We start from the raw sequence: 24337 nt of genomic DNA on the forward strand, positions 1-24337 counted from the left end.
GCGGCCTGGCTTCCGGCAGCGCGAAGCGCCCGTCCCCGGTCCGGGGGCGGGCGCTGGTCCGGTCGGTGGTCGGCTCAGCCCCGCGCGGCGACCCGGGCGACGAATGCGCGCCACGGGGCCGGGGCGAAGGTGAGCGCCGGGCCGGCCGGGTCCTTGGAGTCGCGGACCGCGACGACGCCGGGCAGGTTGTCCGCCACCTCGACGCAGTTGCCGCCGCTCGCGCCGCTGCGGGTGGACGTGCGCCACCGGGCGTCACTGAGGTCCATGGTGACTCTCCACCTCCTTCAACAGGTCGATGGACTGCCGGCGCGGAAGCGCCGCGTTGCGGACGCTCTCCCACCTCGGCTGAAGCGTAGCCACGTCGTCGTCCTTGTCGATGACCTGACGGATCGGTGGCCGTCCGGACCCGGCCCTGAGGGGCCCTGCGGGTGGCGGCTCCGCCGGACGCGCACGCCGTCCCGCCGGGTCCTGCACCGTCCGCGCGGGCGGCCCGGTCGCCGCCGGAGTGTTTCGTCTTGACTACAAGGATGTTATCGATAACAGTAGACATCAATCTAACTCGATGGCTGTGTCGAGCGGGTTCAGTCCGCTCAGTTCGATCGATCCCAGCGGCACGGCGACGATCGATGTTAGCGATCACACTTGCGGTTCGGCGCGACGTGGCCGACCGGTGACGCGGATGCCGGTCGGAGAGCGTCCGGCTCATCAGGCCAGCGAAGGAGGATCATGGTTGCCATCGGTCGGGTTCCCTGGACAGCGCCATCGGCGCGGGGGCGTGGGCGGCGGTGGAGGGTGTTCGCCGCCGCGGTCGCGGTGCTGCTCGGCGGCGCACTGGCGGCGATCGCGCCGACCCCCGCGTCGGCGGCGACGGTGGACACGAACGCGTGGTACGTGTTGGTGAACCGCAACAGCGGCAAGGCGCTGGACCTGTTCAACCGGGCCACCAACGACGGCGCGCGGATCAGCCAGTGGTCACGCAACGACGGCACCAACCAGCAGTGGCAGTTCGTCGACTCCGGCGGCGGCTACTACCGACTGAAGTCACGCCACTCGGGCAAGGTGCTCGACGTCTACAACTTCTCCACCGCCAACGGCGCGTCCATCGTGCAGTGGGCCGACGGCAACGGCACCAACCAGCAGTTCCGACTGGCCGACTCCACCGGCGGCTACGTCCGGTTGATCAACCGCAACAGCAACAAGGTGGTCGAGGTACAGGGCGCCTCCACCGCCGACGGCGGCAACATCGTGCAGTACGACGACTGGAACGGCACCAACCAGCAGTGGCAACTCGTCCGCGTCGACGGCGGGGGCAACCCCACCACGCCGCCGCCGGGTGGCTCGTTCAACAACCCGGTGGTCTGGCAGGACTTCGCCGACGTGGACATCATCCGGGTGGACAACACCTACTACATGTCGGCCTCGACCATGCACTACTCGCCCGGCGCTCCGGTGCTGCGCTCGTACGACCTGGTCAACTGGGAGTTCGCCGGCCACTCGGTGCCCCGGCTGGACTTCGGCTCGAAGTACGACATGAACGGCGGCCGGGCCTACGTGGACGGGATCTGGGCCTCCACCCTGAACTACCGGCCGAGCAACCGCACGTTCTACTGGGCCGGGTGCATCGACTTCGCCCAGACCCACATCTACACCGCGTCCGCCGTCGACGGCGCGTGGACCCGGCACGCGACCATCCCCAACTGCTACTACGACGCCGGGATGCTGATCGACGACAACGACACCATGTACGTGGCGTACGGCAACGGCGCCATCAGCGTCGCGCAGCTGTCCGCCGACGGGCGCACCCAGGTCCACAACCAGCAGGTGTACACCACGCCGTCGAGCATCGGCACCCTGGAGGGGGCCCGGTTCTACAAGCGCAACGGCGCCTACTACATCTGGCTCACCCGCCCGGCCAACGGCCAGTACGTGCTGAAGTCGACGAACGGCCCGTTCGGCCCGTACGAGCAGCGCCAGGTGCTGCTCGACCTGCCGGGTCCGATCGCCGGTGGCGGCGTGCCGCACCAGGGCGGCCTGGTGCAGACCCAGAACGGCGACTGGTACTACATGGCCTTCACCGACGCCTACCCCGGCGGGCGGATGCCGACGATGGCCCCGATCACCTGGACCGCCGACGGCTGGCCGCAGCTGCAGACGGTCAACGGCCGTTGGGGCAACTCGTACCCGGTGCCGAACCTGCCCGCTCCGCCCCGGGCGGTGAAGCCGCTGACCGGCGTGGACACGTTCGCCGGCACCACGCTGGGCCCGCAGTGGGAGTGGAACCACAACCCGGACACCGCCCGGTTCTCGGTCAACAACGGGCTCCGGCTCCAGACCGCCACCGTCACCAACGACCTGTACGCGGCCCGGAACACGCTGACCCACCGGATCCAGGGGCCCAGCTCCACGGCCACGGTCGAACTCGACTACTCCGCGATGCAGAACGGGGACCGGAGCGGACTGTCCGTCTTCCGGAACACGTCGGCCTGGATCGGGGTCAGACGCGACAACGGCAGCACCCGGGTGGTCATGCAGAACAACCTGACCATGGACGGCAACTGGAACACCACCAGCACCGGCACGGAGGTGGCCAGCGCGCCGGTCTCCGGGGGCCGGATCTGGTTGCGGGCCACCGCCGACATCCGACCCGGCTCCGGCCGGCAGGCGACGTTCTCGTACAGCACCGACGGGGTCACCTTCACGCCCCTGGGCAACGCCCTGACGCTGGCCAACAACTGGCAGTTCTTCATGGGGTACCGGTTCGCGATCTTCAACCACGCCACCCAGGCACTGGGCGGTGCGGTGACCGTGCGCCGGTTCGACCTGGCCACTCCGTGACACCGGTCACGTCCTGAGCGGTCGCCGGGGGATCGCGCGTCCTCCGTACGGTCGACGCGCGATGCCGGTGGGGGCCTGTCCCCGCGTCCCTGACGGGGCGGGGGCAGGCCCCCGCGCTGCCCCCGGCCCCAGGGCCGGGGCGACGTTGCCGGGCGCTCCCGTCGGACGGCCCGCGGGCGCGCTCGGCCGCGCCGTGTTCCGGATTCGGGCTGGCGTAGACTGTCCGCGGTGGTGCGCTGGTCACCCGGGACATCGGCGCCGGCATGGTGGCCGGCCGCCGGGATCGGGAGCCGGGCCGCTTGAGTCGACGTCGACGGGCCGCGGCCGCTGGGACGTCGGCGGGGGGAGTGACAATGGCCGTGCACGGTCCTGCGATGACGGATGTCGCCCGTCTGGCCGGTGTCTCCCATCAGACGGTGTCGCGGGTTCTCAACGGCCACCCCAACGTCCGGGAGCAGACCCGGCTGCGGGTGCAGGCCGCCATCGCCGAGTTGGGCTACCGGCCCAACGGTGCCGCGCGGGCCCTGGTGACCGGGCGGTCGCAGGTGATCGGCGTGGTCGCGCAGAACACCACCCTGTACGGCCCGGCGTCGCTGCTCGCCGCCCTGGAACAGACCGCCGCCGAGCAGGGCTTCGCGGTCAGCGTGGGCAGCGTGCGCAACCTCGACCACCGGTCCATCTCCGACGCCGTCGAGCGGCACCTGGCGCACCGGGTGGCCGGCATCGTCGTCATCGCGCCGGTCGAGTCGGCCGGCGAGGCGTTGGAACGGCTACCCAAGGGCGTTCCGCTGGTGACCGTCGACGGCGATCCGCGCCGGCCGGTGCCGCTGGTGACCGTGGACCAGGTGGCCGGCGCGCGGGAGGCCACCCTGCATCTGCTCGAAGCCGGGCACCGCACGGTCTGGCACGTGTCCGGGCCGTCCGACTGGTTCGACAGCGCGGGTCGCATCGAAGGATGGCGTGAGGCGCTGGCGATGGCCGGGGCGGACGAGCCGCCGCTGATGCCGGCGGACTGGTCCGCCGCGTCCGGTTACCGGTGCGGCCAGATGCTGGCCCGGATGCCCGAGGTCACCGCGATCTTCACCGCCAACGACCACCTCGCGCTCGGCGTGCTGCGCGCCCTGCACGAGTTCGGCAAGCGGGTCCCGGACGACATCAGCCTGGTCGGCTTCGACGACGTGCCGGAGGCGGCCTACTTCATCCCGCCGTTGACCACCGTCCGACCGGACTTCGACGCGGTGGCCCGGGCGAGCCTCAACCTGCTGCTCGCCCAGATCGAGACCGGCGGTGGCGGCGCGCTGCGCCAGACCATCGCGCCGACCCTGGTCGCCCGGGACAGCGTCGGGCCGCCCCGGCGCTGACCGGCCGGGTCGACGGCACCGCGGGCGTCTCCGCGGCGATTCCACCGACGCCACCGACCGCTACGCCGTCGGGTGGACGCGGTAAAGACATCGATGTCTATCGTGGGATGCGGTTGAAAGAGTGGTAACGCAGACGTAACATGACTCACGTCTGTTAGCGCTAACAACACGCGCTCGTCTTCCCGCGCCCTCTCCCGCCTTGTGCCGTCCGTGGCGGGCGCCGAACCGACAGGAGGCACCAGTTGACACGCATCGCCCGAGGTCGCCGGTGGGGAGGGGTACTCGCCGCCGGACTGCTGCTCGCCGCCGTGCTGGTGGGCATCCGTGCCCCCGTCGCGCAGGCGCTCGACAACGGCGTGGCCCGTACGCCCCCGATGGGCTGGAACACCTGGAACACGTTCGGCTGCAACATCAACGAGACCCTGATCCGGCAGACGGCCGACGCGATGGTCAGCAGCGGCATGCGGGATCTCGGCTACCAGTACGTCGTCGTCGACGACTGCTGGTTCAACCCCAACCGGGACGCCGCCGGCAACCTCCAGGGTGACCCGGGCCGTTTTCCCAGCGGCATGAAGGCCCTCGGCGACTACATCCACGCCCGGGGGCTGAAGTTCGGGATCTACCAGGTGCCGGTGGACAAGACCTGCGCGCAGTACTTCGGCGCCTACCCCGGGGCGACCGGCAGCCGGGGGCACGAGGCGCAGGACGCCCGCCAGTTCGCCGCCTGGGGCGTCGACTTCCTGAAGTACGACTGGTGCTCCCCGGAGGGCAGCATCGACGAGCAGGTGGCCACCTTCGCGCGGATGCGGGACGCGTTGGCCGCGACCGGGCGCCCGATCGTCTACAGCATCAACCCGAACAGCATCCACGCCAAGACCGGACCACTGCGCAACTGGGGCGACGTGGCCAACATGTGGCGCACCACCGAGGACATCACCAACGCGTGGAACACCGGCCAGACCAACGGCTACCCGATGGGGATCCAGAACATCATCGACGTCACCGTGCCGCTGGCGTCGTACGCCCGTCCCGGCGGCTTCAACGATCCGGACATGATGGAGGTCGGCCGGGGTGGCATGACCGACACCGAGATGCGGAGCCACTTCGCGATGTGGGCGGTCATGGCCTCGCCGCTGATCGCCGGCAACGACCTGCGGTCCATGTCGGCGGAGACCCGGACCATCCTCACCAACCGGAACCTGATCGCGATCAACCAGGACGCGCTGGGGTTGCAGGCGACCCAGGTGTCGTTCGACGGCACGCGCCGGGTGCTGGCCAAGCGGCTGGCCAACGGTGACGTGGCGGTGGCCCTGTTCAACCAGGGCGCGTCGAGCACCACGATCTCGACCACCGCCGCCGCGATCGGCAAGTCCGGCTCGTCGTTCACGCTGCTGGACGCCTGGACGAACGCGACCAGTGCCAGCAGCGGGACCATCAGCGCCACCGTGCCGGCGCACGGCACCGTGGTGTATCGGGTCAGCGGTGGCGGGACGACCACCCCGCCGCCGGTCACCGCGGGTGCTCTGGTCAGCGCCACCTCGGGACGCTGCCTGGACGTCCCGCAGAGCAACGCCGCCAACGGCACCCAGCCGGTGATCTGGGACTGCAACGGCGGTGCCAACCAGCGGTGGACCGCCAACGGCCAGACCCTCCAGGCGCTCGGCAAGTGCCTGGACGCCCCGTTGAACGCCACCGCCGGTGCCAAGGTCCAGCTCTGGGACTGCAACGGTGGCAACAACCAGCAGTGGACGCGCAACGCCAACGGCACGATCAGCGGCGTGCGGTCCGGCCTCTGTCTCGACGTGTACGAGAACCAGGCCGCGAACGGCACGCCGGTGATCCTCTGGACCTGCACGGGTGCCGCGAACCAACGGTGGACGCTGCGGTAACGAGCCCGGCACCGCGTCGCGTGGGCCCATCCGGACGGGGTGGGCCCACGCGGCTCGTTACCAGACCGTGACACCCGGATGTCCGAGCAGGTGTTGACGGTATCTATGTGAGCGCTAACACTACCCGAAAGGTGACAGGTGGGTCCCGGCGGTCGACGGGAGTTCCGGAGAGGAGAAGCCGGTGAGCAGGAGATTTCTGGTCGCACTCGGGGGTGCGGCGTTGGCGCTGAGTCTGGCGGCGTGCAGCGGCGAGGGCGCCGGCGGTGGCGGTGACACCGGCGGAGCGAAGCCCGGCGACCTGACCATCGGCGTGTCGATGCCCACGCAGACCTCCGAACGGTGGATCGCCGACGGCAACTCGGTGAAGGAGAAGCTGGAGGCGAAGGGCTACAAGGTCGACCTCCAGTACGCCGGCGACAACATCCCCACCCAGTCGCAGCAGGTCGACCAGATGATTACGCAGGGCGCCGACGCGCTGGTCATCGCCGCGATCGACGGCACCGCGCTGAGCGGCCAGCTCCAGGCGGCCGCGGACGCGAAGATCCCGGTCATCGCGTACGACCGGCTGATCCGGGACAGCCCCAACGTCGACTTCTACGTCAGCTTCGACAACTACAAGGTCGGCGTGGCCCAGGCCACCGCCCTGCTGGTCGGGCTCGGCCTGCAGAACAAGGACGGCGCGAAGGGCACCGCCACCGGCCCGTTCAACGTGGAGCTGTTCGCCGGCTCGCTGGACGACAACAACGCGCACTTCTTCTTCGACGGGGCGATGGACACGCTCAAGCCGTTCCTCGACGACAAGTCGCTGATGGTGAAGTCGCGCCAGACCGCCATCGAGAAGGTGGCGATCCTGCGCTGGCAGCAGGAGACCGCACAGACGCGGATGGAGGACCTGCTGACCTCCAGCTACAACGACGGTACGCGGGTCGACGGGGTGCTGTCGCCGTACGACGGCCTCTCCCGGGGCATCATCACCGCCCTGCAGAACGCCGGCTACGGCCGGGCGGGCAACAAGATGCCGGTGGTGACCGGCCAGGACGCCGAGATCGCCTCGGTCAAGCTCATCAACGACGGAGTGCAGAACTCCACCATCTTCAAGGACACCCGGCTGCTGGCCGAGCAGGCCGTCACCGCCGCCGAGGCATTCGTCCAGGAGAAGGAGCCGCAGGCCAACGACACCACCACGTACGACAACGGGGTCAAGGTGGTGCCGTCGTTCCTGCTGCCGGTCCAGACCGTCTACAAGGACGACATCAAGCCGGCGCTGATCGACTCCGGCTACTGGACGGCGGAGGAGGTCGCCGCCGGCCAGGCGAAGAGCTGACCCGGCCGCCGGGTCCGGTGGTGCCGCCGCCGGACCCGGCCACCGTGCCCGCGCCGGAACCGACGATCAGGACAACGACCATGGACACCATCCTCGAGATGCGTCGCATCACGAAGACCTTCTCCGGAGTGACGGCGCTGGCGGATGTCTCCCTCGCCGTACGCCGGGGAGAGATCCACGCCATCTGCGGCGAGAACGGCGCCGGCAAGTCCACCCTCATGAAGGTGCTCTCCGGCGTCCACCCGTCCGGCTCGTACGACGGCGAGATCCTGCTGGACGGCTCGCCGGTGCACTTCCGCGGCATCCGGGACAGCGAGGCGCGCGGCATCGTCATCATCCACCAGGAACTCGCCCTGGTGCCGTACCTGTCGATCGCGGAGAACCTGTTCCTCGGCAACGAACGTCGCGGTCGCGCCGGCCTGATCGACTGGAACCGGACCAACGCCGAGGCGGCGGACCTGCTGGCCTCGGTCGGGCTGCACGAGAACCCGGTCACCCCGGTCATCCAGCTCGGCGTGGGCAAGCAGCAGCTGGTGGAGATCGCCAAGGCGCTGTCCAAGAAGGTGCGGCTGCTCATCCTGGACGAGCCGACCGCGGCCCTCAACGACGTCGACTCGGCGCACCTGCTGGACCTGCTGCGCCGGCTGCGTGAGCAGGGGATCACCTGCATCATGATCTCCCACAAGCTGAACGAGATCACCGCGGTCGCCGACTCGACCACCGTCATCCGGGACGGACGGACGGTCGAGACCCTGGACATGACCTCCGGTGCGGTGACCCAGGAGCGGATCATCCGCGGGATGGTGGGCCGGGACCTCGAGAGCTTCTACCCCGACCGGGTGTCGGTCCCGGGCGCGGAGGTGCTCCGGATCGAGGACTGGTCGGTGCGGCACCCCACCCAGGACCGGATGGTCGTCGAGGGCGCCGCTCTCGCCGTACGGGCCGGCGAGGTCGTCGGCATCGCCGGCCTCATGGGCGCCGGGCGGACCGAGCTGGCGATGAGTGTGTTCGGCCGGTCGTACGGGCGCGACATCCGGGGCCGGCTGTTCGTGCACGGACGGCAGACCACCGCCGACACCGTCGCCGAGGCCATCGACCGGGGCATCGCGTACGTGACCGAGGACCGTAAGCGGTTCGGTCTCAACCTCATCGACGACGTCCGCCGCAACGTCTCCGCCGCCGGGTTGGGCCGGCTGTCCCGGCTGGGTTGGGTGAACGGCAACGAGGAGATCAAGGTCGCCGAGGCCAGCCGGCGGGAGATGAACATCAAGGCGCCCAGCGTGATGGCGCAGGTCGGCAAGCTCTCCGGCGGCAACCAGCAGAAGGTCGTGCTGTCGAAGTGGCTGTTCACCGACCCGGACGTGCTGATCCTGGACGAACCGACGCGGGGCATCGACGTCGGCGCGAAGTTCGAGATCTACACGATCATCAACCGGCTGGTGGCCGCCGGCAAGGCGGTGATCGTCATCTCCTCCGAACTGCCGGAGCTGCTCGGGATGTGCGATCGCATCTACACCCTCGCCGCCGGGCGGATCACCGGCGAGGTGCCGGTCGGCGAGGCGACCCAGGAGAACCTCATGGAACTGATGACGAAGGACCGGGAGATCGTCGGATGACCAGCATCAAGAGCCCCTCGACGCCGCAGCCGACGCCCCCACCGCCGCCGGCCGCCGCCCTGCGCGTCGGGACGAGCGACCTCGGTGCCCTGGTGACGAACAACCTGCGGCAGAGCGGCATCTACGTCGCGCTGGTCGTCATCGTGGCGCTCTTCGCGGTGCTCACCGACGGGGTGTCGCTGAGCCCGGGCAACATCACGAACATCGTGCTCCAGTACTCCTACATCCTCGTCCTCGCCATCGGCATGGTCATCGTGATCATCGGCGGGCACATCGACCTGTCGGTCGGCTCGGTGGTCGCGCTGACCGGCGCGGTCTCGGCGGTGCTCGTCATCCGGCAGGGACAGCCGTGGTGGGTGGGCATCCTGGCCGCACTCGCCGTCGGGGTCGCGGTGGGCGCCTGGCACGGCTTCTGGGTGGCGTACGCCGGCATCCCGGCCTTCATCGTGACCCTGGCCGGCATGCTGCTGTTCCGCGGCCTGACCCTGCGGGTGCTCGACAACGTGTCCCTGTCGCCGTTCCCGGCCGAGTACCAGCGCGTCGCGGCGGGCTTCCTCAACGGACTCCTGGGCGGACAGGGCTTCGACGCCTTCACCCTGCTCATCGGCGCGGTCGCCGTCGCCGGGTACGCGGTGAGCGGCTTCCGCACCCGGCTGGCGCGCATCCGCTACCAGCAGCGGGTCGAGTCGTTCCCGCTGTTCGTCGCCCGGGTCGCGGTCGTGGGCGCGGTGATCATGTATTTCGCCTGGCAGTTGGCCCACGCGCGGGGACTGCCGATCGTGCTGATCATCCTCGCCGTGCTGGTCCTGGTCTACGGCCTGCTCACCCGGCGTACCGTCTTCGGCCGCCAGGTCTACGCGATCGGCGGCAACCTGTCGGCGGCGGCGCTGTCGGGGGTGCGGGTCCGCACGGTCAACTTCTGGATGTTCGTCAACATGGGCTTCCTCGCGGCCGTGGCCGGCGTCATCTACTCCTCGCGGTCCAACGGCGCCCAGCCGGCGGCCGGCAACATGTTCGAGCTGGACGCGATCGCCGCGGCGTTCATCGGGGGAGCGGCCGTCACCGGCGGGGTGGGCACCGTGGTCGGGGCGATGGTCGGCGGTCTCATCATGGCGGTGATGAGCAACGGCATGCAGCTGATGGGCGTGGACCAGTCCGTGCAGTCGGTCGTGAAGGGTCTCGTCCTGCTCGTCGCCGTGGCCTTCGACGTCTACAACAAGCGTCGCGCCGGCACCGCCCGCTGACCCCCGCCCGCGATGGCGGGTGTCCTCGCCCTGCCGGCGGTCCACTCAGCGGTTAGCGTGGACGAGAGGAATGGACGGCGATCCATTTGCCACGGTTTGGTTGACATCGTCCTTTGAGGAGACCAGACTCGCACGATCGTTCGCATTGCCGGAGAGAATCCAGGGGGGACCATGTCCAGGACCAGATTCGGGTTGGCCGGTGCCGCACTCGCCCTGACCCTCGGTGTGACCGGGTGCTCCGCCGGCGAGGGCGTCGACGTCGACGGGGCCGGGCCGTCCGGTGCCTCCGCCGGAGGCGTCCTCACCGCCGCCATCGGTGGCGAACCGGACCAGCTCGACCCGCACAGGACGTCCGCCTACTACAGCTTCCAGGTGCTGGAGAACGTCTACGACACCCTCGTCGAACCGGACGCCAACCTGGAGATGAAGCCGGCGCTGGCGACCGGGTGGACCACCAGTCAGGACCAACTGACCTGGACCTTCACCCTCCGCGAGGGCGTCACCTTCTCCGACGGCTCGGCGCTGGACGCCGAGGACGTGGTCTACTCCTTCAACCGGATCATCTCCGAGAAACTCAACGCCGCGTACCGCTTCGCCACCGTCAAGACGGTCACCGCGGCGAACCCGACCACCGTCGTGGTGACGCTGTCGGCGCCCACCCCGAACCTGCTCGCCAACCTCGGCGGGTTCAAGGGCCTGGCGATCGTCGACAAGGCCAACGTGGAGTCCGGCAAGGTCAAGACCGCACCGGTCGGCAGCGGCCCCTTCACGGTCGCCGGATACACCTCCGGCGACAGCATCAAGCTGGTCCGCAACGACCGCTACTGGGGTACCAAGCCCAAACTGGACGGGGTGACCTTCACGTTCGTCAAGGACCCCACCGTGGCCCTGCAGAACCTGCGCGGCGGTGAGGTGCAGTGGACCGACAACCTGCCGCCGCAGCAGGTTCCGGCGCTGCGCGAGGGCGACGACCCGACCGTCCGCTCGGTGCCGTCGACCGACTACTGGTACCTGGCGTTGAACCAGGCCCGCAAGCCGTACGGCGACGTGAACGTGCGGCGGGCCGTCGCGTTCGCCCTGGATCGGGAGGCGATCACCAAGGCGGCCAAGTTCGGGCTGGCCACGGTCAACCAGACCGCCATCCCGAAGGACAGCGCCTACTACTACGAGTACGCGCCCTACCAGCGGAACACCGACCAGGCCCGGCAGCTGCTCCAGCAGGCCGGCGCCAACGGGCTGACCATGGATCTGATGGTCACCAGCGAGTACCCGGAGACGGTCACCGCCGCGCAGGTCATCGCCGCCCAGCTCAAGGAGGTCGGCATCACCGTGAAGATCCGTACGCTGGACTTCGCGCAGTGGCTCGACGAGCAGGACAAGGGCAACTTCGACGCCTTCATGCTCGGCTGGCTGGGCAACATCGACCCCGACGAGTTCTACTACGCCCAGCACCACTCGGGTGGTGCGTTCAACTTCCACGGATACCGCAACGCCACCGTGGATCGGCTGCTCGACCAGGCCCGGACCGAGACCGACCAGGCCGCGCGCAAGCAGCAGTACGAGCAGGCGGCCAAGCAGATCGTCGACGACGCCAGCTACATCTACCTCTACAACCCGGACGTCGCCCAGGGCTGGTCCAAGCGGGTGTCCGGCTACGAGGTCCGTACCGACCGGGCGATCCGGTTCCGCGACGTCGCCCTCGCCCGGTGAGCCGGCGGGGGCCCGAGGATGGGACGCTTCGTCATCCGCCGGCTGCTCCAGTCCGGCGTGGTACTTCTCGGCGTGACCCTGGTCGTCTTCCTGCTGCTGCAACTCGTCCCGGGTGATCCGGTCCGGGTGGCGCTGGGCACCCGCTTCGACCCGCAGACGTACGAGGCGCTGCGGGCCCGGGCGGGCCTGGACCGGCCGCTGGTGGTCCAGTACCTCAGCTACGTCGGCAACGCGCTGACCGGTGACCTCGGGGTCAGCTTCCGCAGTGGACGGCCGGTCACCTCGATCGTGCTGGAGCGGCTGCCCGCGACGCTGTCGCTGGCGGTCACCGCCGTCGTGTTCGCGACCCTCGTCGCGTTCCCGCTGGGGGTGCTCTCGGCGCTGCGCAGCGGTTCGCCGCTGGACCACGCGGCCCGGGTGTTCAGCCAGTTCGGTGTCTCGGTGCCGGACTTCTGGATGGGGATCATGTTCATCCTGCTCTTCGCCGGCGTGCTCGGCTGGCTGCCGCCGTCGGGCTACGTCGCGCTCACCGACGACCCGCTCGGCTGGGCCTCCCACGTGGTCCTGCCGGCGGTGACGGTGGGCCTGGTGACCGCGTCGATCCTGACCCGGTTCATCCGCTCCGCGGTACTGGAGGTGCTGTCCGAGGACTACGTCCGCACCGCCGAGGCGAAGGGCCTGCGGACGAGGGTGGTGGTGCTGCGGCACGTCCTGCGCAACGCGCTCATCCCGGTGGTCACCGTGGTGGCGGTGCAGTTGGCCAGCCTGCTCGGCGGCGTGATCGTCATCGAGGTGCTGTTCGCCTGGCCGGGCGTCGGCCGGCTCACCTACGACGCGGTGCAGGCCCGGGACTACCCGGTGCTGCAGGGCGCGGTCCTGCTGGTGGCCGCGCTGTTCCTCCTGATCAACCTTCTGGTGGACGTCCTCTACGCCCGCCTCGACCCGCGGATCACGGTGCGATGAGCGGCGCCGGGCAGAGCGCCGTGCGCCGTGCGCTGTCGGCGCTGCGGCACGACCCGCTGGCGGTCACCGGCAGCGTGGTCCTCGTGCTGCTGATCGTGGTGGGGGTGGCCGGGTCGTGGTTGGCCCCGTCGGGCGTCAACGAGGTGGACGTGGACCGGATGCTCCAGCCGCCCAGTTGGTCGCACCCCTTCGGCACCGACGAACTCGGCCGGGACGTGCTCAGCCGGGTCCTGATCGCGGCTCGTGTGTCGCTCCAGGTCGGTGCGGTCAGCGTGGGGATCGCGCTGGCCGTCGGGGTGCCGCTCGGGCTCCTCTCCGGGTACTACCGGGGCTGGCTGGACAACATCCTGATGCGGTGTATGGACGTGCTGTTCGCGTTCCCGGTCCTGCTGCTCGCGGTGGCCATCGTGGCGGTGCTCGGCCCCGGCCTGCTCACCGCGATGATCGCGATCGGGGTGGTCTACACCCCGATCTTCGCCCGCGTCACCCGGGCCGGCGTGCTCTCCGTACGCGAGCAGGTCTTCGTCCGGGCGGCGGTCTCGGTCGGCGCGTCCGACCTGCGCATCATGCGCCGGCACGTACTGCCCAACATCGCCGCCCCGCTGATCGTGCAGACCTCACTGTCGCTGGCCTTCGCGATCCTGTCCGAGGCGGCGCTGTCCTTCCTCGGCCTCGGCGTGCAGCCGCCCGACCCGGCCTGGGGCCGGATGCTGTACGACGGGCGCGGATTCGTCACCGAGGCGTGGTGGCTCGGGGTGTTCCCGGGTGCCGCGATCTTCCTCACCGTGCTGGCGTTCAACCTGGTCGGGGACGCGCTGCGGGACGTGCTCGACCCCCGGCAGCTCACCGTCAGCGAAGCGAGGAGGAGCACCGGATGAGCGACCCGCCCGTGCTGTCCGTCGAGGACCTGACGGTGACCATCGGGACCCGCCGTGGACCGGCCCGGGCGGTCGCCGGTGTCGACTGGTCGGTCCGGGCGGGGGAGACGCTGGCCCTGGTCGGTGAGTCGGGCAGCGGCAAGAGCATGAGCGTGCTCGCCGCCACCGGCCTGGCCCCCCGCGCCGCCCGGGTGGCCGGCCGCGTCCACCTGCTCGGCACCGAACTCACCGCGCTGAGCCCGGACCGCCGCCGGCGGATGCGCGGACGGCACGTGGGCTTCGTGTTCCAGGATCCGATGACGTCGCTCAACCCGGTGCTGACCGTGGGCCGGCAGATCGGCGAGGCCGCCGAGGAGCACCTCGGCCTGACCCGCCGGGCCGCCCGGGACCGCGCCGTCGAGCTGCTCGACCTCGTCGGCATCCCGTCCGCCGCGGGGCGGGTGGACGCGTACCCGCACCAGCTCTCCGGCGGCATGCGCCAGCGGGTGGTGATCGCCATGGCGCTGGTCTGCGAGCCGGACCTGCTGATCGCCGACGAGCCCACCACCGCCCTGGACGTCACCACCCAGGCGCAGATCGTCGAGCTGGTCGCCGACCTGCAACGGCGGCTGGGGACGGCGGTCGTGTGGATCACCCACGACCTCGGGGTGGTCGCCGGCACCGCGGACGCGGTCGCGGTCATGTACGGCGGTCGCATCGTCGAGCAGGGCCCGGTCGACGCGGTGTTCGCCCGGCCGGCGCACCCGTACACCGTCGCGCTGCTGGCGGCCCGGCCCGAACCGGGGGCCGGCGGCGGTGACCTGGCCACCATCCCGGGCTCGCCGCCGAGCCCGCTGGACCTGCCGGCCGGCTGCGCCTTCTGGCCCCGCTGCCCGGTGCGCGGCGACGCCCGGTGCGCGCACGAACTGCCGCCGCTGGTCCCGGTGTCCGTCGACCACCACGCCCGGACCTTCTACCGGCCCCCACGGGAGGACGCATGAACGCGCCCGACGTCGTCGCCGAGCTGGACGACCTGCGGGTGTGGTTCCCCACCCCGGCCGGCGTGGTCCGGGCGGTGGACGGGGTGTCTCTGCGGGTCCGGCGGGGCGAGACGCTCGGCCTGGTCGGCGAGTCCGGCAGCGGCAAGTCCACCACCGGCCTGGCGCTGCTGCGGCTGGTCGACCCCACGTCCGGGCGGGTCCACGTGGCCGGGCAGGACGTGACCCGGTGGTCCCGGCGACGGCTGCGCGGGCTGCGCCGGCGGGTGGCCATGGTGTTCCAGGACCCGCAGGCGTCCCTGGACCCGCGGCACCCGGTCGGAGCCAGCATCGCCGAACCCCTGGTCGTGCACCGGCTCACCGACGGCGGCGCCGCCCGCCGGAAACGGGTCGGCGAACTGCTGGACATGGTGGGCCTGCGGCGCGAGGTCGCTGAGCGGCACCCGCACGAGCTGTCCGGCGGCCAGCGGCAGCGGGTGGGCATCGCCCGGGCGCTGGCCGGTGAGCCCGACCTGGTCGTCCTCGACGAGCCCATCGCGTCGCTCGACCTGAGCGTGCAGGCGCAGATCATGAACCTGCTCCGGGGGCTGCAACGCGACCTCGGGCTGACCTACCTGTTCATCGCCCACGACCTCGCCGCGGTCGAGCACATGAGCGACCGGGTGGCGGTGATGTACCTGGGCCGGATCGTGGAGAGCGGCACCCCGGCGCAGATCTGGCGGGAGCCGGCGCACCCGTACACCGCCGCCCTGCTCTCCGCGGTTCCGGTGGCCGACCCGCGGGTGGAGCGGCAGCGTCGACGGATCATCCTGAGCGGGGACATCCCGAGTCCGATCGACCCGCCGTCGGGCTGCCGGTTCCGTACCCGGTGCCCGCAGGCCCGCGAGGACTGCGCCGACGTCGACCCGGTGCTCGCCGAGGTCGACCCGGGCCACGACGCGGCCTGCCTCTACGCCGGGGAAGCCGTCCGCGCGATGCGGACGGAGACCGCCGGATAACGGTCTGCGGGCACAGGCCGCCACCCGGCGGCTGTGGGCGCCTCCCGCCCCACCGCTCCGGTGGGACGGGGAACGCCGAACGGTCAGGGCAGGCGCCAGACCTGGTTCGCGCCGCCGAAGCAGTCCCAGATCTGCAACCGGGTGCCGTTGGCGGAACTGTTGTCGGAGGCGTCCAGGCACCGGTTCGACGCCGGGTTGCGCAGCGTGCCGTTGGACTGGGCCTGCCACACCTGGGCGCCGGTGCCGTTGCAGTCCCAGAGCTGGACCTTGGTGCCGTTGGCCGTGCCGGCGCTGGTGACGTCGGCGCACTTGCCCAGGGCGCGCAGGGTGCCGTCGCCGGCGACGGTCCAGTTCTGCGCCGCGGTGCCGTTGCAGGTGTAGAGCTGGACGGCGGTGCCGTTGGCGGTGCTGGCCGCCGCGACGTCGACGCACTTGCCGGCGATGCCGGTGATCGGGCCGGTCCGTCCGGTCGGCGGCGGGGTGGCGCCGCCCATGACGGTGTCGTAGATCGCGCTGACCAGCGAGGTGCCGCCGGAGGTGTCCTGGGACAGCTCCCAGTTCATCATCCCGCCGGCGTTGGCCAGCGCCCACTGCGTCTTGCGCTTGACCGTCGGGATGCCGTTCCAGCACTGCTGTGCGCCGCCGACGGTGGCGCAGTCCCGGTTGGCGTTGGCCGGGTCCATGCCGACCAGCGCCGCGTAGGTGTAGTAGCCCGGCCGGCTGTAGAAGGGCACCCCGAGTACCGCCTTGGCGGCGGGCAGGCCGCGCGCCTTCCAGCCGTTGACCGCGTTGATCGACCAGTCGTAGTTGGCGTGCGGGCTGCCGCCGTCGTACGCCATGATGTTGAGGAAGTCGACGTGGCCGAACACCGCCGTGGGCACCCCGTCGCGGTAGTAGCCCTCGGCGACCACGGCGGCGGTGAGCAGCTTGCCCCGGCTGCGCAGGGCACCGCTGAGCTGAGACATGAGCAGGCTGTAGTTGTTGGCCGAGGCGCCCGGGTCCGGGTACTCCCAGTCCATGTCGACACCGTCGAGGTTGTACTGATTCACGAAGTTGACCACGTTGTTGACGAAGGTGGTGCGGGTGGCGGAGTTGGCGGCGAGCGCCTCGAACGCCGAGTCGTCGCCGTCGTTCCAGCCGCCGATCGCGATCGACACCTTGACGTTGTTGGCGTGCCCGAGCGACACCAGCGAGGAGAGCTTCGCCGGGTTCTCCACCGCGCGTAGCGTGCCGTTGCTGTTGGGCAGCACGAACGCGTAGTTGATGTGGGTGAGCTTCTGGTACTGGACCGCGTTGACGTTGCCGCTCCACGACGGCAGGTAGCCGACGCTCTTGAAGTTGTTCGGCAGCACGACGGCCTCGGCGGCCGCGGGGGTCAGGGCGAGGGTCGCGGCGGTGGTGGCCAGGGCGAGCAGGCCGGCGGCCAGGGCCGGGCGTCGGCGGGGACGTGGTGAGGACATCGAGGGCCTTTCCCGGGGCGAGCGGCGGTGCCGCGCGGCCACGCCGGCGACTGGTCGGCCAGCCTTCGGCGGGACGTACGGCGGGGGATGGGGGATGGCGTTCCTCGAGGTGGCAGAATCCTAAAGACTATTAACTGTTCACGTCAACGATGTCCTTCGATGTGGCGGGTGCCCACGGCTCACCCTCCGTACGCCGGGTATCCGCCGCCATGCCCGACGACCCTCGCCGTCCCGAGAGCGTGCGCTCGCCGCTGGACGACCTGGGCGCGCGCGGCGACCGGGCGCTGTCCCGGGCCCGCGACCGGGTCGACCGGGCCGGGCGGTTGCGGCCGCGACAGCTCGAGATCACGGTCGTCATCGCCGTGCAGGCCGGGCTCGCCGCCGCCCTGGCCGCCCTGCTCGCCGACTATCTGCTCGGTTCCGGCGCGCACGTGTTCGCGCCGGCCGCGTCCGGTTGTACGGCGAGGCGGTGATCACCGATCTGCGGACCGCCGGCAGCGAGCTGCTCCGGGCGACCGGGTGCGAGCCCGGGCAGGCCAACGCGATGGTGCGCCGGGCGGCCGGCGCGGGCGAGGCGGCACTGCGTCCACCGGTGCGGATGTCACGGTCCCATCGGCGGACGCCGCCGGCCCGGCAGCGTCGGCGGGCGAGCGCCCGGTGACCGCCGGTGACCGGGGCGTCCGTGTCGTCGGCGGGTCCGGGCGTTAATTGGAAAGAATGTTGACAGCAGGTCAACAAATCGACAGACTTCGCTTCAGAGAGCGTTCTCTCGGGGTGGGCCGAGCGCCCCGGGGACCCGGGAGACCTCGTCAGAAGAGGAGGTCGCCATGGTGTGGACCCGCACCCGTCGGGCACTGGCACTGATCACCGCGACGCTCACCGTCGCCTCCACCGCGGCCCTGGTCCTGGCCGCCCCAGCCGCTCCCGCCACCGCCGCCATCGGGGGCCTCACCTGGCAGGACGAGTTCAACGAGCCGGCCGGCACGCCGGTCAACCAGTCCCGGTGGCGGTTCGACATCGGCGGCGGTGGCTGGGGCAACAACGAGCGGCAGTACTACACCAGCAGCACCAGCAACGCCGTGCACGACGGCCAGGGCAACCTGGTCATCACCGCGCGCCGGGACAACCCGGCCAACTACCAGTGCCACTACGGCCGCTGCGAGTACACCTCGGCGCGGTTGTTGACCGCCGCGACGTTCACCCAGGCGTACGGGCGGTTCGAGGCCCGGATCAAGATTCCGCGCGGGCAGGGCATCTGGCCGGCGTTCTGGATGCTCGGCAACGACATGGGCAGCGTCGGCTGGCCGGCCGCCGGCGAGATCGACATCATGGAGAACATCGGCCGCGAGCCGAACACCCTGTACGGCACCGTCCACGGCCCCGGTTACTCCGGCGGTGAGGGCATCACCGGCAGCCGGACCATCGGAGCGCCGCTGGCCGACGCCTTCCACACCTACCGGGTCGACTGGCAGCCGAACTCCATCATCTGGTACCTGGACGGCGTCGAGTACCACCGCATCGACCCGAGCCGGCTCGGCGGTGACCGCTGGGTGTTCGACCACCCCTTCTTCATGATCCTCAATGTCGCCGTCGGCGGGAACTGGCCCGGCTACCCCGACGGGTCCACCCAGTTCCCCCAGCAGATGCTGGTCGACTACGTCCGGGTCTCCGGGTACGTCCCGGACGGCGGCAACCCGCCCCCGTCGGGCACCACCCGGCTGCGGGGGGCGCACAGCGGCCGGTGCATCGACATCCCCAGCGCCAACCCGGTCGACGGCGCGAAGCTGCAGATCTGGGACTGCAACACCACCGCCGCGCAGGCCTGGACCTTCGCCGCCGACGGCACGGTCCGGGCGATGGGCAAGTGCATGGACCCGGCCTGGGCCGGCACCGCCAACGGCACCGAGGTCAACCTGGTCAGCTGCAACGGCAACCCGGCCCAGCGCTTCACCCTCAACGCGGCCGGCGACCTGGTGAACCTCAGTTCCAACCGGTGTGTCGACGTCCGGGACGTGAACCCGAACAACGGCGGCAAGCTGCACCTGTGGGACTGCATCGGCGCAAGCAACCAGAAGTGGTCCCGCTTCTGACGCCGGTCACTCAGGTGACGCGGGAGGGCGCGCCGGGCGCGCCCTCCCAGCCACGTCGTTCGGCGAGATCCCGCAGCCGGCGCAGGGCGTCCCACACGTCCACGTACCGGGTGTAGAGCGGCGCCGCGCCGAGGCGCAGTCGGTCCGGGGTGCGGTAGTCGCCCACCACCCGCCCGTCGGTGGCCAGCGCCCGGGAGATCCGCAGCGCCTCCGGGTGGTACAGCGAGACGTGGCTGCCGCGCCGGTCCGGATCGCGCGGAGAGGCGACCCGGAAGCCGTACGGGGTGAGCCACGCGTCGGTCAGCTCCACGATCATCTCGCCGAGGCGGCGCCCCTTGGCGCGTACCCGGTCGATGCCGGCCTCGGCGAGCACGTCCAGGGCCGGGTCGAGCGGGGCGAGCGCCAGGATCGGCGGCGTACCGACCAGGAAACGGTCCAGGCCCGGCGCCGGCTCGTAGTCGGCGCCCATCACGAACTGGTCGCGCTGGCCGAACCAACCCTGGATCGGCTGGCGCAGCCGGGCCTGCCACTCCCGCCGCACGTAGAGGAAGGCGGGCGCGCCGGGGCCGGCGTTGAGGTACTTGTAGGTGCAGCCCACGGCGAGGTCCGCGCCGGTCGCGGACAACGCGAGCGGGACCGCCCCGACGGCGTGCGACAGGTCCCACAGCACCACCGCGCCCACCCGGCGGGCCGCCGCGTTCACCGCCGCCAGATCCTGCAACGCGCCGGAGCGGTAGGCGACGGCGGAGAGCACCACCAGGGCGACGTCGTCGGTCAGGGCCGCGCTCAGGTCGTCCAGCCGCAGACCCTGGTCGAGGTCGGACGGCAGCATCCGCAGGGTCAGCCGGCGCGCCTCGGCCAGCCCCTGCAGGACGTACCGGTCGCTGGGAAACTCCTCGGCGTCCACCAGCACCGTCCGCCGGTCGCCGGCGGCATCCAGCGCGGCGGCGGCGAGCTTGTAGAGGTTCACCGAGGTGGAGTCGGAGACCACCACCTCGCCGGGGCGGGCGCCCAGGGCGTGCGCGGCGAGCCGGTCACCGAGCCGGTGGCCCCACTCGATCCAGGTGGGCCAGGAGCGGACGAGCTGCTCGCCCCAGCCCTGGCGGACCAGCCGGTCCAGGTGCGCCGGGGTGGCCGCCGGGAGCCGTCCCAGCGAGTTGCCGTCGAGGTAGACCAGGTCGTCGTCACCGATCACGAACCGGTCCCGCAGGTGGGCCAGCGGGTCGGCCGCGTCGAGTTCCTTGGCCACCGACCGGGGGAAGTCCTCGCGCACCCGCCACTCCCTCGCGTACACCGACGATCCGACCGCCCACGGTAGTCGACGACGGACCTCCGGCCCCGCCCCGGTCTCGTGGTGGTCAGTGGGCCGGGCCGTGCGAGATGGCCCCGACCACCGCCAGCGTCCGCAGGTGGTGGAAGCGCCGGAGGCTCATCACCCCGAAGCAGGCCGCGAGGACGACCAGTTCGGGGCGGGGCCACTGCCCGGTCACGTCGGCCCGCACGTGTGCGCCGGGCCGGGCGGGCTGGTGCACGTCGATCCGGCTGGCGCCGGACCGCAGGACGGCGTCGAAGCGCCTCCGGTTGCCGCCGACGTCCCAGGCGGCCGGTACGCCGGCGACCAGCGACCCGTGGCCGTCGAGCAGGACCAGCGGGTGCTCCGCCGTACCGACGGTCACCCGACGGTGGCCACGGTCGGTCCAGACGCCGATCCGGCCCTCGGGTGTCTCGATCTGGCCGCCCCGCATGCTCCAGTGGGCGCGCAGCGCGGCGCGGCGGTTGCCGGCGGCGTCGAGGAGCCGGTGGGCTCCGCCGCTTCTGCGGACGGTGAAGACGGTCACCTGGCGTCCTTTCCCGTGCTGACTCGGCGTGCCCCCGTGCCGCCCCGCGGTGTTGGTAGCGTGCCGGCATGCCGATCGGTTACCTGGTGACGGTGGCGTTCGTCGCCTGGTGCGTGTTCTTCGGCGTGGTCGCGCCGCGCCGCCCCGGACCGCTCGGGACACTCAGCTTCGCGTTCGGCCTGGCCGTCAACGAGGTGCCGTTCCTGGCGGCGTACTGGTTGCTCGGCGCGACCGTGCTGTCCATCGTCGAGGACGACATCGACACCCCGGCCGGGTGGCTGGTGGTCGCGCTGGCGGCGGTCACCACCGCCGGGCTGGTGGTGATCGCCGTCCGGGGCGCGCGGGCCGCCCGGACCGTACGGGAGGCACTGTCCGACGCCCTCGGGGCCGGCTGGCGGGACCGGGTCGGCGGGGCCGCACTGCGCCGGCTGCGGCCGCACCGTCCGATCGCCCGGATCCTGCTCGCGCCGTTCGCAGTCCGGCGGCGTGACGTCCAGCGGATCGCGAACCTGAGCTACGGTCCCGCCGGCACCCGCAACCTGCTCGACGTCTACCGTCACCGGTCCCGCCCCACCGGCGGCCCGGTCCTCGTCCACCTGCACCGGGGCGGGTTCGTCAGCGGCCGCAAGAACCGGGAGGCCCGGCCGCTGCTCTACCGGCTCGCCGGCCAGGGTTGGATGTGTGTCAGCGCCAACTACCGGCTGCGCCCCGAGGTCGCCTTCCCGGAGCACCTGGTCGACGTCAAGAAGGTCATCGCGTGGGTGCGGGCGCACGCCGCCGAGTACGGCGGCGATCCGGAGGTGATCGTCGTGGCGGGCAGCTCCGCCGGTGGCCACCTGGCCGTCACCGCGGCGCTCACCGCCAACGACCCCGCCTTCCAGCCCGGTTTCACCGACGTCGACACCTCGGTCGTCGCCGCCGTGTCGCTGTACGGCTACTACGGTTCCCTCGGCGGCGAGCAGGCGCTGCCGTCGGCGCCCGGGGCGTACGCCGGACCGGACGCCCCGCCGCTGTTCCTGGCCCACGGCGATCGGGACACGGTGGTGCACGTCGAGGGTGTCCGCGACTTCGTCGACCGGGTGCGTGACGTCTCCGCCAATCCGGTGGTGTACGCCGAACTGCGCGGTGGGCAGCACTCCTTCGACCTGTTCCACTCGCTGCGCTTCGACGCGGTCGTGGACGGGGTGGAAGCCTTCGCGGCCTGGGTGCTGGCCACGCGATCCCGGCCGCGCGAGGACGCCCGGGACACGTGACCGCCGGCCGGGGGTCACCGGCGTACGCATTCGACCTCCACCGTCAGGTCCAGGAACCGGCCGGTCATGCCGCGCGACCCGGTGACGCCGAGCTCGAACCGGTCCAGGCGGGTGGTGGCGACCACCCGGAACCCGTCGGGTGTGGCCACCGCCTCCTGGACCGCGAGGGTCACCGGCCCGCTCGTCCCGCGAACGGTCAACCGGCCGCTCAGCGCGTCCTCGTCGACCCGCTCCGAGACGAACGTGATCACCGGGTGGCGGTCCACGTCGAGGAACGTCGCCGAGCGTACGGTGTGGTCCCGGGCCGCGATGCCGGTGTGGAAGCTCGCCGCGTCGACCTCGGCGGTGACCCGGGAGGCCGACAGCGGCTCGGCGACCTCCACCGATCCCGACCGGACGGCGAACGTGCCGGCCACCTTCCCCAACCCGAACAGATGCCTGGTCCGGAACCGGATCGTGGACCGGGTGGGGTCCACCTCGTACCGTCCCAATGGGAGGGTCGTCGTGGTGGTGCGCTCTCGGCTGATGTCCATGCCCACATTCCACTCGCCGCCGGCCGGCCGGCGGCAGGGGCGGCCGGCCGTTCACCGGACGACGAAGGTCGTGCGCCGACCGCCCGCGTACGACTTTCGTCGGGTGGCGACCGTCGGTCCGGTGTGCGTTCCGGCCGGCCGCCCGGTCGATGCCCTACCGTCTACGACATGGACGGGGCACCGTGGCACCACCGGCACCGGGTGGCCCTCGACGTCGCCGTCGCCGTGGCGTTCGTGCTGCTCGACACCGGCAACACCCTGGCCGGCGGCAGTTGGTGGCCGGGGCGCCCGGACACCCTGGCCTGGGTGCTGCTCGGGGTGCAGGCGCTGGCCTGCTCGTCGCTGGTGCTGCGCCGCCGGGCGCCGCTGACCGTGGTCGTCGTCCTCGGCCTGTTCACCCTGGTCGTGACACTGCTGATCGCCCCGGCGCAGGCGCTCACGCCGGCGTCGGCCGGCAACGTGTGGGCGCCGTTCGCCACCGTCGTGGCGGCGTACGGGCCGCCGTTCCACGGCACCGACCGGCGCGTCGGTTACCTCGCGCTGGCGCTGCTCACGTTCGTCGTCGCCCGGCCCTGGGAGCCGTCGGCCACGATCATCACGCTCGCGGTGCTGCGGACCGCGGTCGGGCCGTTGCTGGCGCTCTACCTCGACGCCCGCCGCCGGCTGGTGCTGGCCCTGACCGAGCGCGCGGAACGGGCCGAACGGGAGCGCCACCTGCTGGCCGAGCAGGCCCGCGACGAGGAACGCGCCCGGCTGGCCGGGGAGATGCACGACGTGGTCACCCACCGGGTGAGCCTGATGGTGCTCCAGGCCGGCGCGCTGCGGATGACCGCGTCCGACGAGGCCACCCGGCAGGCCGCCGAGGACCTGCGTAGCGCCGGCTGCCAGGCCCTCGACGAGCTGCGTGACCTGGTGGGCATCCTGCGCCGGGCACCCCGGGAGGACGGCACGCCGAGCACCGACGGGCTCGCCGCGCTGGTGGCCGAGTCGACCGCGGTCGGTGTGCCGGTCGACCTGACGGAGTCCGGTGACCGGTCGCTGGCCTCGCCGGTGGTGGGACGCACCGCGTACCGCATCGTGCGGGAGGCGCTGACCAACGTCCGCAAGCACGCGCCGGGCGCGCGGGTGACCGTGCGGATCCGGTACGAGGAAACCCGGCTGCGGGTCGCGGTGCACAACACCGCGCCCACCGGCCGACCCAGCCGCGCGCTGGTGGAGACCGGATCCGGCCTGGGCATCGTCACCCTGCGGCAGCGCATCGAGCTGGTGCACGGCACGATGCGCGCCGGGCCGACGCCGGACGGCGGCTTCCGGCTGGAGGCGACCCTCCCGGCGTACGTCCCGACGGCGGAACCGGCGGTGTGAGCG

General features: G+C 71.5%; 21 protein-coding genes and 1 pseudogene. 16 read left to right on the forward strand and 6 right to left on the reverse strand.

Going from position 1 to position 24337, the window contains the following annotated elements:
- Positions 1–74 precede the first annotated feature (74 nt).
- Both D7223_RS13630 and D7223_RS13635 read right to left on the reverse strand, forming a co-directional pair.
- Positions 75–266 (reverse strand): DUF397 domain-containing protein, encoded by a 192-nt coding sequence (locus D7223_RS13630; RefSeq protein ID WP_120728744.1) that lies wholly within the window; start codon positions 264–266, stop codon positions 75–77.
- Positions 253–384 (reverse strand): annotated as a pseudogene (locus tag D7223_RS13635) (DNA-binding protein); the annotation flags it as partial. The gene D7223_RS13630 and the pseudogene D7223_RS13635, both read right to left, overlap by 14 nt.
- 342 nt (positions 385–726) lie before the next feature.
- Here D7223_RS13635 and D7223_RS13640 point away from each other — a divergent pair.
- From D7223_RS13640 to D7223_RS13690, 11 genes are all read left to right on the forward strand, one after another.
- The gene (locus D7223_RS13640; protein WP_120728745.1) at positions 727–2835 is read left to right on the forward strand and encodes a family 43 glycosylhydrolase; all 2109 of its coding nucleotides are present in this window, start codon (positions 727–729) and stop codon (positions 2833–2835) included.
- Positions 2836–3209: 374 nt separating this feature from the next.
- Entirely contained in the window at positions 3210–4196 is a 987-nt protein-coding gene (locus D7223_RS13645) for a LacI family DNA-binding transcriptional regulator (RefSeq protein WP_202864641.1), read from the forward strand.
- A gap of 374 nt (positions 4197–4570) precedes the next feature.
- The gene (locus D7223_RS13650) at positions 4571–6085 is read left to right on the forward strand and encodes a glycoside hydrolase family 27 protein (RefSeq protein WP_120728903.1); all 1515 of its coding nucleotides are present in this window, start codon (positions 4571–4573) and stop codon (positions 6083–6085) included.
- Positions 6086–6266: 181 nt separating this feature from the next.
- Positions 6267–7409 carry a multiple monosaccharide ABC transporter substrate-binding protein gene (gene chvE / locus D7223_RS13655; RefSeq protein WP_120728746.1) on the forward strand — a complete coding sequence of 381 codons (1143 nt, stop codon included), beginning with the start codon at positions 6267–6269 and terminating at the stop codon, positions 7407–7409.
- An 80-nt stretch (positions 7410–7489) separates the two neighbouring features.
- Complete coding sequence (gene mmsA, locus D7223_RS13660) at positions 7490–9025, forward strand: multiple monosaccharide ABC transporter ATP-binding protein (protein WP_120728747.1); 1536 nt, start codon at positions 7490–7492, stop codon at positions 9023–9025.
- Positions 9022–10269 (forward strand): multiple monosaccharide ABC transporter permease, encoded by a 1248-nt coding sequence (mmsB, locus tag D7223_RS13665; protein ID WP_120728748.1) that lies wholly within the window; start codon positions 9022–9024, stop codon positions 10267–10269. Before mmsA ends, mmsB begins: the two co-directional genes overlap by 4 nt.
- Positions 10270–10440: 171 nt before the next feature.
- Positions 10441–11979, forward strand: a complete 1539-nt coding sequence (locus D7223_RS13670; RefSeq protein ID WP_120728749.1) for an ABC transporter substrate-binding protein — start codon at positions 10441–10443, stop codon at positions 11977–11979.
- Between the two features lie 18 nt (positions 11980–11997).
- On the forward strand, positions 11998–12942 hold the full coding sequence (locus tag D7223_RS13675; protein ID WP_120728750.1) for an ABC transporter permease: 945 nt from the start codon (positions 11998–12000) through the stop codon (positions 12940–12942).
- Positions 12939–13820, forward strand: a complete 882-nt coding sequence (locus tag D7223_RS13680) for an ABC transporter permease (RefSeq protein ID WP_120728751.1) — start codon at positions 12939–12941, stop codon at positions 13818–13820. Before D7223_RS13675 ends, D7223_RS13680 begins: the two co-directional genes overlap by 4 nt.
- On the forward strand, positions 13817–14800 hold the full coding sequence (locus tag D7223_RS13685; protein ID WP_120728752.1) for an ABC transporter ATP-binding protein: 984 nt from the start codon (positions 13817–13819) through the stop codon (positions 14798–14800). Before D7223_RS13680 ends, D7223_RS13685 begins: the two co-directional genes overlap by 4 nt.
- A complete protein-coding gene (locus D7223_RS13690; protein WP_120728753.1) occupies positions 14797–15795 on the forward strand; it encodes an ABC transporter ATP-binding protein in 999 nt (332 codons plus the stop codon). Before D7223_RS13685 ends, D7223_RS13690 begins: the two co-directional genes overlap by 4 nt.
- 83 nt (positions 15796–15878) lie before the next feature.
- Here D7223_RS13690 and D7223_RS13695 read toward each other — a convergent pair whose 3' ends face one another.
- Positions 15879–17255 (reverse strand): glycosyl hydrolase family 18 protein, encoded by a 1377-nt coding sequence (locus D7223_RS13695; RefSeq protein ID WP_120728754.1) that lies wholly within the window; start codon positions 17253–17255, stop codon positions 15879–15881.
- 209 nt (positions 17256–17464) lie between these two features.
- Between D7223_RS13695 and D7223_RS32780 the strand changes: the two genes are divergently transcribed.
- From D7223_RS32780 to D7223_RS13710, 3 genes are all read left to right on the forward strand, one after another.
- Positions 17465–17728 carry a hypothetical protein gene (locus D7223_RS32780; protein ID WP_158610884.1) on the forward strand — a complete coding sequence of 88 codons (264 nt, stop codon included), beginning with the start codon at positions 17465–17467 and terminating at the stop codon, positions 17726–17728.
- Positions 17725–17916, forward strand: a complete 192-nt coding sequence (locus D7223_RS13705; protein ID WP_238161911.1) for a hypothetical protein — start codon at positions 17725–17727, stop codon at positions 17914–17916. The genes D7223_RS32780 and D7223_RS13705 overlap by 4 nt, the downstream gene beginning before the upstream one ends.
- Positions 17917–18082: 166 nt before the next feature.
- Positions 18083–19345: a glycoside hydrolase family 16 protein gene (locus D7223_RS13710; protein ID WP_120728755.1), complete on the forward strand. Its 1263-nt coding sequence runs from the start codon at positions 18083–18085 to the stop codon at positions 19343–19345.
- Positions 19346–19355: 10 nt separating this feature from the next.
- Here the strand turns inward: D7223_RS13710 and kynU are convergent, their stop codons facing one another.
- Positions 19356–20618, reverse strand: a complete 1263-nt coding sequence (gene kynU, locus D7223_RS13715; protein ID WP_120728756.1) for a kynureninase — start codon at positions 20616–20618, stop codon at positions 19356–19358.
- A gap of 85 nt (positions 20619–20703) precedes the next feature.
- Complete coding sequence (locus D7223_RS13720) at positions 20704–21183, reverse strand: hypothetical protein (RefSeq protein ID WP_120728757.1); 480 nt, start codon at positions 21181–21183, stop codon at positions 20704–20706.
- A 68-nt stretch (positions 21184–21251) separates the two neighbouring features.
- Between D7223_RS13720 and D7223_RS13725 the strand changes: the two genes are divergently transcribed.
- Positions 21252–22436: an alpha/beta hydrolase gene (locus D7223_RS13725; protein ID WP_120728758.1), complete on the forward strand. Its 1185-nt coding sequence runs from the start codon at positions 21252–21254 to the stop codon at positions 22434–22436.
- Positions 22437–22450: 14 nt separating this feature from the next.
- On the opposite strand, the gene D7223_RS13730 is transcribed toward D7223_RS13725, so the two are convergent.
- A complete protein-coding gene (locus D7223_RS13730; RefSeq protein ID WP_120728759.1) occupies positions 22451–22969 on the reverse strand; it encodes a YceI family protein in 519 nt (172 codons plus the stop codon).
- Between the two features lie 168 nt (positions 22970–23137).
- On the opposite strand from D7223_RS13730, the gene D7223_RS13735 reads away from it, so the two are divergent.
- A complete protein-coding gene (locus D7223_RS13735; protein WP_120728760.1) occupies positions 23138–24334 on the forward strand; it encodes a sensor histidine kinase in 1197 nt (398 codons plus the stop codon).
- Positions 24335–24337: the final 3 nt, after the last annotated feature.

The sequence above is a fragment of the Micromonospora endolithica genome, from assembly GCF_003626595.1.
Taxonomy (GTDB): domain Bacteria; phylum Actinomycetota; class Actinomycetes; order Mycobacteriales; family Micromonosporaceae; genus Micromonospora; species Micromonospora endolithica.

Excerpts from the sequence above, each read along its gene's own strand:
- D7223_RS13710 (WP_120728755.1), top strand. The coding sequence starts at position 18,083 with ATGGTGTGGACCCGCACCCGTCGGGCACTGGCACTGATCACCGCGACG.
- D7223_RS32780 (WP_158610884.1), top strand. The coding sequence starts at position 17,465 with ATGCCCGACGACCCTCGCCGTCCCGAGAGCGTGCGCTCGCCGCTGGAC.
- D7223_RS13670 (WP_120728749.1), top strand. The coding sequence starts at position 10,441 with ATGTCCAGGACCAGATTCGGGTTGGCCGGTGCCGCACTCGCCCTGACC.
- D7223_RS13725 (WP_120728758.1), top strand. The coding sequence starts at position 21,252 with ATGCCGATCGGTTACCTGGTGACGGTGGCGTTCGTCGCCTGGTGCGTG.
- D7223_RS13680 (WP_120728751.1), top strand. The coding sequence starts at position 12,939 with ATGAGCGGCGCCGGGCAGAGCGCCGTGCGCCGTGCGCTGTCGGCGCTG.
- D7223_RS13645 (WP_202864641.1), top strand. The coding sequence starts at position 3,210 with ATGACGGATGTCGCCCGTCTGGCCGGTGTCTCCCATCAGACGGTGTCG.
- D7223_RS13650 (WP_120728903.1), top strand. The coding sequence starts at position 4,571 with ATGGGCTGGAACACCTGGAACACGTTCGGCTGCAACATCAACGAGACC.
- D7223_RS13675 (WP_120728750.1), top strand. The coding sequence starts at position 11,998 with ATGGGACGCTTCGTCATCCGCCGGCTGCTCCAGTCCGGCGTGGTACTT.
- D7223_RS13640 (WP_120728745.1), top strand. The coding sequence starts at position 727 with ATGGTTGCCATCGGTCGGGTTCCCTGGACAGCGCCATCGGCGCGGGGG.
- D7223_RS13690 (WP_120728753.1), top strand. The coding sequence starts at position 14,797 with ATGAACGCGCCCGACGTCGTCGCCGAGCTGGACGACCTGCGGGTGTGG.
- D7223_RS13695 (WP_120728754.1), bottom strand. The coding sequence starts at position 17,255 with ATGTCCTCACCACGTCCCCGCCGACGCCCGGCCCTGGCCGCCGGCCTG.
- D7223_RS13735 (WP_120728760.1), top strand. The coding sequence starts at position 23,138 with ATGGACGGGGCACCGTGGCACCACCGGCACCGGGTGGCCCTCGACGTC.
- D7223_RS13630 (WP_120728744.1), bottom strand. The coding sequence starts at position 266 with ATGGACCTCAGTGACGCCCGGTGGCGCACGTCCACCCGCAGCGGCGCG.
- mmsB (WP_120728748.1), top strand. The coding sequence starts at position 9,022 with ATGACCAGCATCAAGAGCCCCTCGACGCCGCAGCCGACGCCCCCACCG.
- D7223_RS13685 (WP_120728752.1), top strand. The coding sequence starts at position 13,817 with ATGAGCGACCCGCCCGTGCTGTCCGTCGAGGACCTGACGGTGACCATC.
- D7223_RS13730 (WP_120728759.1), bottom strand. The coding sequence starts at position 22,969 with ATGGACATCAGCCGAGAGCGCACCACCACGACGACCCTCCCATTGGGA.
- mmsA (WP_120728747.1), top strand. The coding sequence starts at position 7,490 with ATGGACACCATCCTCGAGATGCGTCGCATCACGAAGACCTTCTCCGGA.